The sequence below is a fragment of the Salmonella sp. K21076 genome (genome assembly GCF_039650795.1).
Taxonomy (GTDB): domain Bacteria; phylum Pseudomonadota; class Gammaproteobacteria; order Enterobacterales; family Enterobacteriaceae; genus Salmonella; species Salmonella enterica.
The window spans coordinates 255,615-271,450 of sequence record NZ_JBCLYA010000047.1; the positions used below are offsets into that span (position 1 = coordinate 255,615).

Genomic DNA, 15,836 nt, shown 5'->3' on the forward strand with positions numbered 1-15,836 from the left:
GATATCGACATAAGGGGGATTGTAACGTGAGTTTGCTCAGGCGGACATAATGCGCGTCAAGCCTTTGGCGCTTCGGTGCGGGCAAAGCTTTCGCGTTGAAAAAGCGTTTCGACCAGTTTGACCAGGTGGGGGCGGCTAACACACCAGCCGGGCGCGACCCGGCGGAAGTTGAGATAGCCTACCGCACAGGCAATCGCGATAGTCGCCAGATTGACCGTATCCGTTTTTAGCGTCCCGTCGCTCAGATAACTTTCGAGCATATCCAGGCTGCGGTTGATTTTTTCCCGCTGGCGCAGCAGTTCCGTTTCCGATTGTTGCGCCGCCGGGCGCGCCTGTTCGCGTACAGACACCAACGCTGCATCCATAATGCCGTCAGCCAACGCTTCAAGCTGGCGAACTTTAAGCGCTGCCATCGGGTCACGCGGGAGCATCGCTGGCGCGATATCCAGCAGTTCAATATATTCCGCGATGATCGGCGAATCGAACCAGTACTCCCCTTTCTCCGTCACCAGCGCTGGCACCTTACCCAGAGGGTTGTATTGCGCCACGCCGTTATCCGCCTCGTAAGGTAGTTCATTAATAAATTCGAAGGTAATACCCTTTTCGAGCAGCAGAACAGAGATTTTGCGCACAAAAGGGCTGGTGTAGCTACCGATGAGTTTCATGCCGTGTCCTTTTTGCCAACCAGTAAAAATCATAGTATGGCTCAAATAAGACGAAAAGAGACACAAAAGGAAGTTGCTGAATGACATAACGTGAGAGGGCTCGCGACAAAATGTTTGTCGGATCGTATTGACGTTACCCGGGCTTAAAATTTCATGTGAAGAGGATCACAAAAATTCAACAAAGCACCAAAATAAAAGTGTGAAATATCTCACATAAAATAGCCTTTTAAGGGCTAAAAATGAGATTCGTTGTTTTTTTACACAGTAACTTTGTGATCAATATCACATAAATTACCTCTCTACCCCTATATTTATGTGACGCAAATCACATAAATTATCCTTGTCTGGACAGTTGAACGATTCAGTGCCAGATTGCGCAGTATCTACACTACAGGGTCCGGCTACCTCTGCCGCTACATTAACAAACCTCGGGCTTTCAGCCTGCGCGACAGCAACATAAGAAGGGGTGTTTTTATGTCATCCGATATTAAGATCAAAGTGCAAAGCTTTGGTCGATTCCTCAGCAATATGGTGATGCCTAATATCGGCGCGTTTATCGCGTGGGGTATTATCACCGCATTATTTATTCCAACAGGGTGGTTGCCTAACGAAACGCTGGCGAAACTGGTTGGTCCGATGATCACCTACCTGCTGCCGCTGCTCATCGGTTATACCGGCGGTCGTCTGGTTGGCGGCGAACGCGGCGGCGTGGTAGGCGCTATTACTACCATGGGCGTTATTGTCGGCGCGGATATGCCGATGTTCCTCGGCTCGATGATCGCCGGTCCATTAGGCGGCTACTGCATTAAGAAATTCGACAGTTGGGTAGACGGTAAGATCAAATCCGGTTTTGAGATGCTGGTGAACAACTTCTCCGCTGGCATCATCGGTATGATCCTCGCCATCCTGGCGTTCCTCGGTATTGGTCCGGCGGTTGAAGTCCTGTCCAAAATTCTGGCGGCGGGCGTTAACTTCATGGTGGCGCACGATATGCTGCCGCTGGCGTCCATTTTTGTTGAACCGGCGAAAATCCTGTTCCTCAATAACGCGATTAACCACGGCATCTTCTCACCGCTGGGTATCCAGCAGTCCCATGAGATGGGTAAATCCATCTTCTTCCTGATTGAAGCTAACCCGGGTCCGGGGATGGGCGTCCTGCTGGCGTACATGTTCTTCGGTCGCGGCAGCGCTAAACAGTCTGCGGGCGGCGCGGCAATTATCCACTTCCTAGGCGGTATCCACGAAATTTACTTCCCGTACGTGCTGATGAACCCACGCCTGATTCTGGCGGTGATTCTCGGCGGTATGACCGGCGTATTCACCCTGACCATCCTGAACGGCGGTCTGGTCTCTCCGGCGTCTCCAGGCTCCATTCTGGCGGTACTGGCGATGACGCCAAAAGGCGCTTACTTCGCTAACATCGCGGCCATCGTGGCGGCAATGGCGGTCTCCTTCGTGGTGTCTGCAATTCTGCTGAAAACCAGCAAAGTGAAAGAAGAAGATGATATTGAAGCGGCCACCCGTCGTATGCATGACATGAAAGCGGAATCTAAAGGCGCCTCTCCGCTGGCGGCTGGCGACGTCACCAATGACCTCAGCCATGTGCGTAAAATCATCGTAGCTTGCGATGCCGGTATGGGTTCCAGCGCGATGGGCGCAGGGGTACTGCGTAAGAAAGTACAGGATGCGGGTCTGTCTCAGATTTCCGTCACCAACAGCGCCATTAACAATCTGCCGCCGGATGTGGATCTGGTCATTACTCACCGCGACCTGACCGAACGTGCTATGCGTCAGGTACCGCAGGCGCAGCATATTTCGCTGACCAACTTCCTGGATAGCGGCCTGTACACCAGCCTGACCGAACGTCTGGTTGCCGCACAGCGCCACAATACTAATGAAGAGAAAGTCCGCGATCATCTGAAAGATAGCTTTGAAGAGGGCGATAACAACCTGTTCAAGCTGGGCGCGGAGAATATCTTCCTGGGCCGTAAAGCCGCTAACAAAGAAGAGGCGATTCGCTTTGCCGGTGAACAACTGGTGAAAGGCGGCTATGTTGAGCCGGAATACGTCGAGGCGATGCTGGACCGCGAAAAGCTGACGCCGACTTACCTCGGTGAATCCATCGCGGTACCGCACGGTACCGTAGAAGCTAAAGACCGCGTGCTGAAAACCGGCGTGGTGTTCTGCCAGTATCCGGAAGGCGTACGCTTCGGTGAAGAAGAAGACGATATTGCCCGTCTGGTCATTGGTATCGCCGCACGTAACAATGAGCACATCCAGGTCATCACCAGCTTGACCAACGCGCTGGATGATGAATCCGTGATCGAACGTCTGGCGCACACCACCAGCGTGGATGAAGTGCTGGAACTGCTGGCAGGTAAAAAAGCTTAACAGTTAAGTATCCCCAAAATAGTTCGAGCTGCAGGAAGGCGGCAACGCAGTGAATCCCCAGGAGCGTACATAAGTACGTGACTGGGGTGAGCGAGGAGAGCCAACGCATCTGCAGTTCTAAATATGAAGGCGATATCCTCTCTCTTGTGGAGAGGGTTAGGTTGAGGGAAAAGCCTCACCCCAGCCCTCTCGGGTAAAAACATTAATGAAGGTTAATACTATGAAAGCATTACATTTTGGCGCAGGTAATATCGGTCGTGGCTTTATCGGCAAATTGCTGGCTGACGCGGGGATACAACTGACGTTTGCGGATGTAAACCAGGTCGTACTCGATGCCCTGAATGCCCGTCATAGCTATCAGGTTCATGTTGTGGGTGAAAATGAGCAGGTGGATACCGTTTCCGGCGTCAACGCTGTCAGCAGCATCGGCGATGATGTTGTCGACCTGATTGCCCACGTTGATTTAATCACCACTGCCGTGGGCCCGGTGGTGCTTGAGCGTATCGCACCGGCTATCGCTAAAGGGCTGGTAAAACGTAAGGCGCAGGGCGTGGATGCCCCGCTGAATATCATCGCCTGCGAAAATATGGTGCGCGGCACCACGCAGCTGAAAGGCCACGTAATGAACGCGCTGGCGGATGGCGATAAAGCCTGGGTTGAACAGCACGTCGGTTTTGTCGATTCCGCCGTTGACCGTATTGTGCCGCCATCTGCTTCTGCGACCAACGATCCGCTGGAAGTGACGGTAGAAACCTTCAGCGAGTGGATCGTCGATAAAACCCAGTTTAAAGGCGCGTTGCCAAACATTCCGGGGATGGAGTTAACGGATAACCTGATGGCATTTGTCGAACGTAAACTCTTCACGCTGAACACAGGTCATGCTATAACCGCGTACCTCGGCAAATTAGCCGGTCATCAAACCATTCGCGACGCCATTCTCGATGAGGGTATTCGCGCGGTGGTGAAAGGCGCGATGGAAGAAAGCGGCGCGGTGCTGATCAAACGCTACGGTTTTGATGCCGACAAACATGCGGCATACATTCAGAAAATCCTCGGTCGTTTTGAAAACCCGTATCTGAAAGATGACGTCGAACGCGTAGGCCGTCAGCCGCTACGCAAACTCAGCGCGGGCGACCGTCTGATCAAACCGCTGCTTGGCACCCTGGAATATGGTCTGCCGCATGTGAATCTGGTGAAAGGGATCGCGGCGGCGATGCATTTCCGTAGCGATGAAGATCCGCAGGCACAAGAGTTGGCGGCGCTGATTACCGAAAAAGGCCCGCAGGCCGCGCTGGCGCAAATTTCCGGGCTGGATGCCAATAGCGATGTGGTGGCGGAGGCGGTTAACGCATATAACGCGACCAAATGACGCAGAACCCGGCGCAGGTTAGCCTGCGCCCAAATAACAGATTGTCAGATATGCAGGCAATAATGGAACAAACCCAGGCCTTTGAAAATCGTGTGCTTGAGCGTCTGAATGCTGGCAAAACCGTACGGAGCTTCCTGATTACCGCCGTCGAGTTACTGACCGAGGCGGTGAATATTCTGGTGCTTCAGGTGTTTCGCAAAGACGACTATGCCGTGAAATACGCTGTGGAACCGTTGCTGGACGGCGACGGGCCGCTGGGCGATCTTTCGGTACGTCTGAAACTTATCTATGGCCTGGGCGTACTCAGCCGCACCGAATATGAAGATGCGGAGCTGTTAATGGCGCTGCGCGAAGAGCTGAATCACGACGGCAATGAGTACGCCTTTACCGACGATGAAATCCTCGGGCCGTTTGGCGAACTGCATTGCGTCATGGCGCTGCCGCCGCCGCCACATTTTGATACATCCGACGCGGCGCTATACGCCATGCAAATTCAGCGCTACCAGCAGGCGGTGCGTTCGACGATGGTTCTCTCTCTGACCGAGCTGATTTCTAAAATCAGCTTAAAAAAGGCCTTTCAAAAGTAAATCCCGCCGTTAACCTCTTTCTTCTTTTGGTCGGTACAGCCGCCGGTAATATTCCAGACGCTGCAAATAAATGGGCGTGCTCTCCGACGGCACTTCGGAAGGAACATAATCACGCGGCGGCGTTTTATTCAAGTACTCACGGAACGCCTGGCTGGACGCCATAAAATCGACGGCTTTATCAATAAGAAGTGGTACGTTCTCACCTATTTTTGCCATGATAGATCCTCCATGTGTGATCCGCGTCTGACTCCCGCGGCCGCTTATTTGAGTTTAGGATCGATTTAGCGTCATCATTGAGGAAAATGTGCTTAATTGCTTTTCTTGCCGACAAAAAGGCGTTTCATCTTTTCTTTCGAAAAAAAGCACTTTATTTTCAAATGGATAAATAAATAATTAGCGGTGTAATATTTACCATAATTGATTATCGTTACGCCATGAGTTGTGAAGAATCACCCACTGCGCGCATACTATAGGGTATCTATCCCATTTCTATCAGAAGCTATCCCATGAAAGAAGTCGAAAAAAACGAAATTAAACGCCTGAGCGATCGTCTTGACGCTATTCGCCACCAGCAGGCAGGTCTCTCGCTGGTTGAATCCGCCGATAAATACGCGGAGCTGGAAAAAGAAAAAGAGACGCTGGAAGCAGAAATTATCCGTCTGCGCGAAGTACACAGCCAGAAACTGAGTAAAGAAGCGCAGAAGCTGATGAACCTGCCGTTTCGCCGCGCTATCACTAAAAAAGAGCAGGCCGATATGGGCAAGTTGAAGAAAAGCGTGCGTGGTCTGATCGTAGTGCACCCGATGACGGCGCTGGGCCGGGAAATGGGACTCAAAGAGATGACAGGTTTCGCGAAGAGCGAGTTCTAAACCTTCCGCATCCCAGGCTCTCAAGACACCCGTTGTACGGAGGGTGTCTTGAATGCATCGGGCTATATTCCGAATTTTTCCTAGAAGTATTTACATCGTTTATATACAAGTTCATTTTTAACGGCAATCCCTGCTTTTTCAGGATAAAAAATTCCACTATCGTGCCTGTTTGTATTTATACAATGAATTTTTTCATCCTCTTTTCTCATAACCCGCAGAATATAATTGACCCGCGAAATTAAATAACATTATCATCCATGAAAAAAAATGCTCATACATAAATATTATAATTATATTTTTATAAAGCATTGTTATGAGTAATTGATAAACAACGTCGGGTATTTGCACACTCCTATAGAAGCAATGAATGTTTTCATTATAACCATACGTTAATGGCTATTGGCAATGCCCGCAAAATGATGAGTTGGCTGTATAAATAATAGGTTAACTATTTATATTATATAAATTATTAACAAGGATATTTTATATGTACAAAAATGGAAAATTTATCCCCCTGCTTGCTTTGGGATTCACATTTTTTTTGTCTGGTTGTGATTACTTCGCAGATAAGCACCTTGTTGAAGAACTGAAAAAACAACAAAAAGAACAAGAAGCAAAGATAAACCTGTTAGAAAAACAACAAAAAGAACAAGAAGTAAAGATAAATTTGCCAGAAAAACAACAAACTACGGTTATCAACACGACTCAAAAGATCGCCGAAGTCGTTGGCCGCGTTGAACGCAAACAACGGCTATTCGACTATACAGAACTGGACCCATCACAAACGCACTATTTTATTATTAACAACGGCAATATCGGATTAGCCGGGCGTATTCTATCTATTGAGCCAATAGATAATGGAAGTGTTATTCATCTTGATTTAGTTAACTTACTCAGCATTCCCGTATCAAACCTTGCGTTTAATATGACATGGGGTACGAAAAAACCTTCCGAGGCAAAAGATCTGCCTCGCTGGCGACAACTCCTGCTCAACACGAAAATGGACTCGACAATCGAACTCTTACCGGGAGCATGGACAAACGTCACGCTAACATTAAAAGGCGTATCGCCCAATAATCTTAAGTATCTAAAAATAGGTATTGACATGGAGAATGTCATATTCGACAGCATACAACCTATTAATGATACGAAAAAGAAGCCAAAAAAATAATAGCCATTGATACAACTATTTTAGAAAAGGAAAGCACTTATTCATGAACAGAATATTTAAAGTCCTCTGGAATGCCGCTACGGGAACATTTATTGTCACCAGCGAGACGGCAAAAAGCCGCGGAAAAAAAAGCGGCCGCAGAAAGCTGGCGGTTTCCGCACTCGTCGGTCTTAGCAGTATTATGGTCTCTGCAGATGCGCTGGCCAATGCAGGGAACGATACCGGCAGCATTAACCAGAACACCACTGATATTGCCACCAACACCACCAGTATCAACAATCTGAGCAACTCCGTCACCACGCTCACCGATGATGCCCTGCTTTGGGATGCAGCCTCTGGCACATTCAGCGCCAGCCGTAACGGAAGCGCCAGCAAAATCACCAATCTGGCGGCAGGCACCCTGGCCGCGGACAGCACCGATGCGGTTAATGGCTCCCAGTTGTTTGATACGAACGAGAAAGTGGATCAGAACACCGCTGATATCACCACCAATACCAACAGCATCAATCAGAACACCACTGATATTGCCACCAACACCACCAGTATCAACAATCTGAGCAACTCCGTCACCACGCTCACCGACGATGCCCTGTTATGGGATGCTGACTCTGGCACATTCAGCGCCAGCCGTAACGGAAGCGCCAGCAAAATCACCAATCTGGCGGCGGGTACCCTGGCCGCGGACAGTACAGACGCCGTTAACGGCTCACAATTGTATGAAACCAACCAGAAGGTGGATCAAAACACCTCTGCTATCGCAGATATTAATACGTCCATCACCAATCTTAGCTCTGACAACCTGAGCTGGAATGAAACAACGAATTCGTTCTCTGCCAGCCACGGAAGTAGTACGACAAACAAAATCACCAACGTTGCTGCCGGAGAGCTGTCTGAAGAAAGTACCGACGCGGTTAACGGATCGCAGTTGTTCGAAACCAATGAAAAAGTGGATCAGAACACGACCGATATCGCCGCCAATACCACCAACATCACTCAGAACAGCACCGCGATTGAGAACCTGAATACTTCTGTCTCCGACATTAATACGTCCATTACCGGCCTCACTGATAACGCTCTGTTATGGGACGAAGACACCGGCGCTTTCAGCGCAAACCACGGTGGAAGCACCAGTAAAATAACCAATGTCGCCGCCGGGGCGCTTTCTGAGGACAGTACAGACGCGGTAAACGGATCACAGTTGTATGAAACCAACCAGAAGGTGGATCAAAACACCTCTGCTATCGCGGATATCAATACGTCCATCACCAACCTTGGTACCGATGCACTGAGCTGGGATGACGAAGAGGGTGCGTTCAGCGCCAGCCACGGTACCAGCGGTACCAATAAGATAACTAATGTAGCAGCAGGTGAAATCGCCAGTGACAGTACTGACGCCATTAATGGCTCTCAGCTCTATGAAACTAACATGCTGATTTCTCAGTATAATGAATCTATTAGCCAACTAGCCGGCGATACCAGCGAAACCTATATCACGGAAAATGGTACCGGCGTGAAATACATCCGTACGAATGATAACGGGCTTGAAGGCCAGGATGCATACGCAACGGGTAACGGCGCAACGGCAGTAGGTTACGACGCCGTCGCCTCTGGCGCTGGCTGTCTGGCTCTTGGCCAAAACAGCAGCAGCAGCATTGAGGGCAGTATCGCTTTGGGCAGTGGCTCCACCTCTAACCGCGCTATTACAACCGGTATACGAGAAACGAGCGCAACAAGCGATGGCGTGGTGATTGGCTACAATACAACAGACAGAGAGTTGCTGGGCGCGTTGTCATTGGGGACGGATGGAGAAAGCTATCGTCAAATTACCAACGTTGCTGACGGCTCTGAAGCGCAAGATGCGGTAACAGTTCGTCAGTTACAAAATGCCATTGGTGCGGTCACTACTACACCGACCAAGTACTACCACGCAAACTCAACGGAAGAAGATTCACTGGCTGTCGGAACTGACTCACTGGCAATGGGTGCGAAGACTATCGTCAATGCTGATGCAGGTATTGGTATTGGTCTGAATACACTGGTGATGGCTGATGCCATCAACGGGATTGCTATCGGTTCTAACGCACGCGCCAACCATGCAAACAGTATTGCAATGGGTAATGGTTCTCAGACCACTCGCGGTGCACAGACTGACTACACCGCCTACAACATGGACACACCGCAGAACTCTGTCGGTGAGTTCTCTGTCGGCAGTGAAGACGGTCAACGTCAGATCACTAACGTCGCGGCGGGTTCGGCAGATACCGATGCCGTTAACGTTGGTCAATTGAAAGTAACGGACGCGCAGGTTTCCAGGAATACCCAGAGCATTACTAACCTGAATACTCAGGTATCGAATCTGGATACCCGCGTCACCAATATCGAAAACGGCATTGGCGATATCGTCACTACCGGTAGCACCAAGTACTTCAAGACCAACACCGATGGCGCAGATGCAAATGCCCAGGGTGCGGACAGCGTCGCGATTGGCTCTGGCTCTATTGCTGCCGCTGAAAACAGCGTGGCGTTAGGCACAAATTCCGTCGCAGATGAAGCTAATACTGTGTCTGTCGGCTCTTCTACTCAACAACGCCGTATTACCAACGTTGCCGCAGGGGTGAACAACACTGACGCGGTTAATGTGGCGCAACTGAAAGCCTCAGAAGCAGGCTCCGTGCGTTATGAAACCAATGCAGATGGCTCGGTTAACTATAGCGTGCTCAACCTGGGAGACGGGAGTGGCGGCACCACTCGGATCGGCAATGTTTCAGCGGCGGTGAATGATACGGATGCGGTTAACTATGCGCAATTGAAACGCAGCGTCGAAGAAGCAAACACCTATACCGACCAGAAAATGGGGGAAATGAACAGCAAAATCAAAGGCATAGAAAACAAGATGAGCGGCGGTATCGCTTCAGCGATGGCGATGGCCGGTCTGCCACAAGCCTACGCCCCGGGCGCCAACATGACCTCGATTGCTGGCGGTACGTTTAATGGTGAAAGTGCCGTCGCCATTGGTGTCTCCATGGTAAGTGAAAGCGGGGGCTGGGTGTATAAACTGCAAGGAACCAGCAACAGCCAGGGCGATTACTCTGCAGCCATTGGCGCGGGCTTCCAGTGGTAATGAAGTAACAACACTCCCGACATCAAAGGCAATGGCATAATGCCATTGCCTTTTCACTTCCCTTTGTGGTCCTCTCCTCTCAATTGGCCCTACCAATTTTAGCCAGTTACCACAGCCTACTCACATTTCACTAAATTAACTCTACAATATCGTTGCCAATAAATAACATCCGGTTAACTATTTGTTGTCATTATCCATACACAACAATATTGGCAGGACCACTTTTACACATAATGTGACTTCAACTAGATGAGCAAAGATTCATCCCATTATGCGTGTGGTTCTCAGGAGACCTGCAATGAACCTCTGGCAACAAAACTATGACCCGGCGGGTAATATCTGGCTTTCCAGCCTGATCGCATCGCTCCCAATCCTGTTCTTCTTTTTCGCCCTGATTAAACTCAAGCTGAAAGGCTATGTTGCCGCTTCGTGGACGGTGGTTATCGCGCTCGCCGTCGCGCTGCTGTTCTATAAAATGCCGGTCGATCACGCGCTGGCATCGGTCGTGTATGGCTTCTTCTACGGGCTATGGCCGATAGCCTGGATAATCATCGCCGCGGTCTTTGTCTATAAAATTTCGGTCAAGACCGGGCAGTTTGACATTATTCGCTCGTCAATTCTGTCGATTACCCCCGACCAGCGTCTGCAAATGCTGATTGTCGGCTTCTGCTTCGGCGCGTTCCTTGAAGGCGCGGCGGGTTTCGGCGCGCCGGTGGCGATAACCGCTGCGCTGCTGGTGGGCCTGGGCTTTAACCCTCTGTATGCGGCAGGGCTGTGCCTGATTGTAAACACCGCGCCGGTCGCCTTTGGCGCGATGGGTATTCCGATTCTGGTTGCCGGACAGGTCACGGACCTGGACAGCTTTGAAATCGGTCAGATGGTAGGCCGCCAGTTGCCGTTCCTGACCATTATCGTGCTGTTCTGGATTATGGCGATTATGGACGGCTGGCGCGGCGTGAAAGAAACCTGGCCTGCGGTGATGGTCGCTGGCGGCTCGTTTGCTATCGCCCAGTATCTCAGCTCCAACTTTATCGGGCCGGAACTGCCGGACATCATCTCTTCACTGGTGTCTCTGGTGTGTCTGACGCTGTTCCTCAAACGCTGGCAGCCGGTACGCATCTTCCGCTTCGGCGATATGGGCGCGTCGCAGGTCGATCAGACGCTGGCCCGCACCCGTTATACGACAGGACAAATTGTTCGCGCCTGGTCGCCGTTCCTGTTCCTGACCGCCACGGTCACGCTCTGGAGCATACCGCCGTTCAAAGCGCTGTTTGCCCCCGGCGGCGCGCTGTATGACTGGGTAATTAACGTTCCGGTACCGTATCTCGATAAACTGGTCGCCCGTATGCCGCCGGTCGTACACGAAGCGACCGCTTACGCGGCGGTGTATAAATTTGACTGGTTCTCCGCCACCGGCACTGCGATCCTGTTTGCCGCGCTGTTGTCTATTGTCTGGCTGAAAATGAAACCCTCAGCCGCAATCCAGACCTTTGGCAGCACGCTGAAAGAGCTGGCGTTGCCGATTTACTCCATCGGCATGGTGCTGGCGTTCGCGTTTATCTCGAACTATTCCGGGCTTTCCTCCACGCTGGCGTTAGCGCTGGCGCACACCGGCAGCGCCTTCACGTTCTTCTCGCCGTTCCTCGGCTGGCTGGGCGTCTTCCTGACCGGCTCGGATACCTCATCTAACGCGCTGTTTGCCTCTCTACAGGCTACCGCGGCGCAGCAAATCGGCGTCTCTGATGTACTGATGGTGGCGGCGAACACCACTGGAGGCGTAACCGGGAAGATGATCTCGCCGCAGTCTATCGCCATCGCCTGCGCGGCGGTGGGACTGGTAGGGAAAGAGTCCGATCTGTTCCGTTTTACCGTCAAACACAGCCTGATCTTCACCTGTATGGTGGGCGTGATCACTACGCTTCAGGCCTATGTTTTAACCTGGATGATTCCGTGATTGTGATGCCAAAACGCCTGTCAGACGAGATTGCCTCTCGCGTGCGGGCGCTGATTGAAGAACAAAACCTGGAAGCGGGCATGAAATTGCCCGCCGAGCGCCAGTTGGCTCTACAGCTTGGCGTATCACGCAACTCTTTACGCGAAGCGCTGGCGAAGCTGGTCAGCGAAGGCGTGCTGGTGAGCCGTCGCGGCGGCGGGACATTTGTCCGCTGGCAGCACGAAACCTGGTCTGAACAGAATATCGTGCAACCGCTGAAAATGCTGATGGCGAACGATCCGGACTACAGTTTCGACATTCTGGAAGCCCGCCACGCCATTGAAGCCAGTACGGCCTGGCACGCCGCCATGCGTGCCACCGCCGCCGACAAAGAGAAAATCAGACTCTGCTTTGATGCGACGCTCAGCGAAGACCCGGATCTCGCCTCCCAGGCCGACGTGCGCTTTCATCTGGCGATCGCGGAAGCCTCGCATAATGTGGTGCTGTTGCAAACCATGCGCGGTTTCTTCGACGTCCTGCAATCCTCCGTCAAACAGAGTCGCCAGCGTATGTATCTCGTTCCGCCCGTATTCTCAAAGCTGACGGAACAACACCAGGCGGTGTTGGACGCCATTCTGGACGGTAACGCCGAGGGCGCGCGTAAAGCGATGATGGCGCACCTCAGTTTTGTCCACACCACGATTAAACGATTTGATGAAGACCAGGCCCGCCAGGCGCGCATTACCCGCCTGCCCGGCGACCATAATGAGATGACCAGGGAGAATAAATCATGATTATTTCAGCAACCAGCGATTATCGCGCCGCAGCTCAGCGCACGTTGCCTCCTTTCCTCTTCCACTACATCGACGGCGGCGCGTATGCGGAATATACCCTGCGCCGAAATGTGGAAGACCTGTCGCAAGTCGCTCTGCGCCAGCGCGTGCTGAAAAATATGTCCGATTTAAGCCTGGAAACGACCCTGTTTAACGAAACGTTGTCGATGCCGGTGGCATTAGCGCCGGTAGGTCTGTGCGGCATGTACGCCCGTCGCGGCGAAGTACAGGCCGCCGCCGCCGCAGACGCAAAGGGCATTCCGTTCACCCTTTCCACCGTCTCCGTCTGTCCGATTGAAGAAGTAGCCCCCACGCTTAAACGCCCGATGTGGTTCCAGCTTTATGTACTGCGTGACCGGGGCTTTATGCGTAATGCGCTGGAACGAGCAAAAGCGGCGGGCTGCTCCACGCTGGTCTTTACCGTGGATATGCCGACGCCGGGCGCGCGCTACCGTGACGCCCACTCCGGGATGAGCGGCCCAAACGCGGCCATGCGCCGTTACTGGCAGGCGGTGATGCACCCTAAATGGGCGTGGGATGTCGGCCTGAACGGTCGCCCGCATGATTTAGGCAATATTTCCGCCTATCTGGGTAAACCGACCGGCCTTGAGGACTATATCGGCTGGCTGGCAAATAACTTCGATCCGTCCATCTCCTGGAAAGATCTGGAGTGGATACGCGAATTCTGGGACGGCCCAATGGTGATCAAAGGGATCCTCGATCCAGAAGATGCCCGCGATGCGGTACGTTTCGGCGCTGACGGTATCGTGGTGTCGAATCACGGCGGCCGCCAGCTCGATGGCGTGCTCTCTTCCGCCCGCGCCCTGCCCGCCATTGCCGATGCGGTGAAAGGCGATATCGCCATTCTGGCGGATAGCGGGATTCGTAACGGGCTGGATGTCGTGCGTATGATTGCGCTGGGGGCCGATACCGTACTGCTGGGTCGGGCCTATCTCTACGCGCTGGCGACGGCAGGAAAAACTGGCGTCGCTAACCTACTGGACCTGATCGAGAAAGAGATGAAAGTCGCCATGACCCTGACCGGCGCGAAATCCATTAGCGAAATCAGTGGCGATTCACTGGTGCAGGAACTGGGGAAAAGTTTGCCCGCCGCGCTGGCGCCAATGAGCAAAGGCGATGCCGCCTGAACGTCTGGCGCGTGAGAGCCCGGTAAATTTCTGCTATTCTGCCCCCCGCATTTAAGGGGGCATCATGCTTAACATCGTACTCTTCGAACCAGAAATCCCGCCGAATACCGGCAACATCATTCGTCTTTGCGCCAATACCGGCTTTCGTCTGCACATCATCGAACCGATGGGGTTTGCCTGGGATGATAAGCGCTTACGCCGCGCAGGGTTGGACTATCACGAATTCGCCGCGGTTCAGCGCCATCACGATTATGCCGCCTTTGTCGCCGCCGAAAATCCACAGCGCCTGTTTGCGTTGACGACAAAGGGCACGCCCGCCCATAGCGCCGTAAGCTATCAGGATGGCGATTATTTGATGTTTGGCCCGGAAACGCGCGGCCTGCCCGCCAGCATTCTCGATGCGTTGCCTAAAGAGCAGAAGATTCGCATTCCGATGATGCCGGATAGCCGTAGCATGAACCTGTCGAATGCGGTGTCGGTGGTGGTGTATGAAGCGTGGCGCCAGTTAGGATACCCCGGCGCGGTATTGCGGTCGTAATATATTCAATGCCGGATGGCGGCTAACGCCTGATCCGGCCTGGCCGATCCCGATGGCATGTTCCCGTTTATGCGGACTCTCGCTCAATCAAATGAAAGCCAATATCCACAATAGCTTCTGCGCACGGTTTCTGTTCAATACGATCGGCCAACAGCGTAGCGGCGCGCTGACCAATGGCGCGTCTGTCAACGCTTACGGTAGTAATTGACGGTCGATTGCTGGCGGCAAAATCAAGGTCGCCAAAACCAATAACCGCTAAATCATGCGGGATGCGCAAACCACGGCTTTCCGCCTCCATCATCGCCCCCTGTGCCAGGGTATCAGAACTGCAAACAATGACATCAAACGTCCCTTCGTCAAAAAGCTGGCTTAAACCGCTACGCCCCAGCGAAAGCGATGCCGGAAGGGGGACATCCACCTGCGGTACGGCATGAATAGCGTGGCGTTGAAGAACACTACATAACCCCTGCTTACGTTGCGCGGCTCGGCGATCGGCGGTCCACAACAAGCCGGGACGACGATAGCCCTTACTCAGAAGATACTCCCCCGTCGCCTGCCCGACTTTTTCATGGGAAAAACCGACCAGCATATCAAGCGGCGTGGGCGTTAAGTCCCAAATTTCCACCACCGGAATAGCCGCGTTCAGGATGACCTTTTTCAGTTCTATCGTGTGATGGATCCCGGTAAGCACCACGCCATCGGGGCGGCGGGAAAGCAGTGTCGCCACCAACTCCGCTTCCGTTTGTTCGGTATATCCCGCCACGCACAGCAATATGTGATATCCGCGTCGGGCCAGTTCATCGCTCAGTGACTGGATGGTATCGACAAACATGTTGTTGTTAATTTGCGGCACGACGACAGCGATTAATTTACTCCGTCGCGACGCCAGACCACCGGCTAACGCGTTGGGTATGTAGCCTGTGACGCGAACCGCCTGCATGACTTTCTCAACCGTTTTGGGGCGAACCAGTTGTGGCGAATTCAATGCCCGGCTGACTGTCATCGGAGACAGCCCGGCGCTACGTGCTACATCTTCCAGCGTCGGCGCACGAGGTGATTTGGTTCTCTTCACGTCTGATGCCCCTGCAAAGATTGGCTGATTTATCCGCGCATTATTCATCATGCCTGCGGCTATTGCCAGCTTCGCATCAGGAAAGGCCGTAAATACAGTAGCTTATCAAGCTCAGTCATTACAAAATGATAGCGACATC

12 protein-coding genes and 2 pseudogenes are annotated in these 15,836 nt (G+C 52.4%); 11 read left to right on the forward strand and 3 right to left on the reverse strand.

Annotated features, from left to right (window positions below; translation table 11 throughout):
* Nucleotides 1–56: 56 nt before the first annotated feature.
* The gene (locus tag AAYN39_RS16075; RefSeq protein ID WP_000766681.1) at nucleotides 57–665 is read right to left on the reverse strand and encodes a glutathione S-transferase; all 609 of its coding nucleotides are present in this window, start codon (nucleotides 663–665) and stop codon (nucleotides 57–59) included.
* 474 nt (nucleotides 666–1,139) lie between these two features.
* Here AAYN39_RS16075 and mtlA point away from each other — a divergent pair, with 474 nt between their 5' ends.
* The 3 genes from mtlA (at nucleotide 1,140) to mtlR (ending at nucleotide 5,012) form a co-directional block, all read left to right on the forward strand.
* Nucleotides 1,140–3,056: a PTS mannitol transporter subunit IICBA gene (gene mtlA, locus AAYN39_RS16080; RefSeq protein ID WP_000093287.1), complete on the forward strand. Its 1,917-nt coding sequence runs from the start codon at nucleotides 1,140–1,142 to the stop codon at nucleotides 3,054–3,056.
* 220 nt (nucleotides 3,057–3,276) lie between these two features.
* Nucleotides 3,277–4,425, forward strand: coding sequence for a mannitol-1-phosphate 5-dehydrogenase (gene mtlD / locus AAYN39_RS16085; protein WP_000645390.1), 1,149 nt, complete (start codon nucleotides 3,277–3,279; stop codon nucleotides 4,423–4,425).
* A complete protein-coding gene (gene mtlR / locus AAYN39_RS16090; protein ID WP_000193201.1) occupies nucleotides 4,422–5,012 on the forward strand; it encodes a mannitol operon repressor MtlR in 591 nt (196 codons plus the stop codon). The genes mtlD and mtlR overlap by 4 nt, the downstream gene beginning before the upstream one ends.
* 9 nt (nucleotides 5,013–5,021) lie before the next feature.
* On the opposite strand, the gene AAYN39_RS16095 is transcribed toward mtlR, so the two are convergent.
* On the reverse strand, nucleotides 5,022–5,228 hold the full coding sequence (locus AAYN39_RS16095) for a hypothetical protein (protein ID WP_001062561.1): 207 nt from the start codon (nucleotides 5,226–5,228) through the stop codon (nucleotides 5,022–5,024).
* Between the two features lie 290 nt (nucleotides 5,229–5,518).
* Here AAYN39_RS16095 and AAYN39_RS16100 point away from each other — a divergent pair, with 290 nt between their 5' ends.
* From AAYN39_RS16100 to trmL, 8 genes and pseudogenes are all read left to right on the forward strand, one after another.
* Nucleotides 5,519–5,881, forward strand: a complete 363-nt coding sequence (locus AAYN39_RS16100) for a YibL family ribosome-associated protein (protein ID WP_000665687.1) — start codon at nucleotides 5,519–5,521, stop codon at nucleotides 5,879–5,881.
* 487 nt (nucleotides 5,882–6,368) lie between these two features.
* Nucleotides 6,369–7,052 carry a DUF3251 domain-containing protein gene (locus AAYN39_RS16105; protein WP_000277586.1) on the forward strand — a complete coding sequence of 228 codons (684 nt, stop codon included), beginning with the start codon at nucleotides 6,369–6,371 and terminating at the stop codon, nucleotides 7,050–7,052.
* A 43-nt stretch (nucleotides 7,053–7,095) separates the two neighbouring features.
* Nucleotides 7,096–7,176 (forward strand): annotated as a pseudogene (locus AAYN39_RS16110) (ESPR domain-containing protein); the annotation flags it as partial.
* A gap of 93 nt (nucleotides 7,177–7,269) precedes the next feature.
* Nucleotides 7,270–10,173: pseudogene (gene sadA, locus AAYN39_RS16115) on the forward strand (trimeric autotransporter adhesin SadA); the annotation flags it as partial.
* Nucleotides 10,174–10,471: 298 nt separating this feature from the next.
* Complete coding sequence (gene lldP, locus AAYN39_RS16120) at nucleotides 10,472–12,127, forward strand: L-lactate permease (RefSeq protein WP_001055299.1); 1,656 nt, start codon at nucleotides 10,472–10,474, stop codon at nucleotides 12,125–12,127.
* On the forward strand, nucleotides 12,124–12,900 hold the full coding sequence (gene lldR, locus AAYN39_RS16125) for a transcriptional regulator LldR (RefSeq protein ID WP_000636695.1): 777 nt from the start codon (nucleotides 12,124–12,126) through the stop codon (nucleotides 12,898–12,900). Before lldP ends, lldR begins: the two co-directional genes overlap by 4 nt.
* On the forward strand, nucleotides 12,897–14,087 hold the full coding sequence (gene lldD, locus AAYN39_RS16130) for an FMN-dependent L-lactate dehydrogenase LldD (RefSeq protein WP_000587027.1): 1,191 nt from the start codon (nucleotides 12,897–12,899) through the stop codon (nucleotides 14,085–14,087). Before lldR ends, lldD begins: the two co-directional genes overlap by 4 nt.
* A 64-nt stretch (nucleotides 14,088–14,151) precedes the next feature.
* Nucleotides 14,152–14,625, forward strand: a complete 474-nt coding sequence (gene trmL / locus AAYN39_RS16135) for a tRNA (uridine(34)/cytosine(34)/5-carboxymethylaminomethyluridine(34)-2'-O)-methyltransferase TrmL (protein ID WP_000932331.1) — start codon at nucleotides 14,152–14,154, stop codon at nucleotides 14,623–14,625.
* A gap of 67 nt (nucleotides 14,626–14,692) precedes the next feature.
* On the opposite strand, the gene AAYN39_RS16140 is transcribed toward trmL, so the two are convergent.
* Nucleotides 14,693–15,697 (reverse strand): LacI family DNA-binding transcriptional regulator, encoded by a 1,005-nt coding sequence (locus AAYN39_RS16140; RefSeq protein WP_001537635.1) that lies wholly within the window; start codon nucleotides 15,695–15,697, stop codon nucleotides 14,693–14,695.
* Nucleotides 15,698–15,836 lie beyond the last annotated feature (139 nt).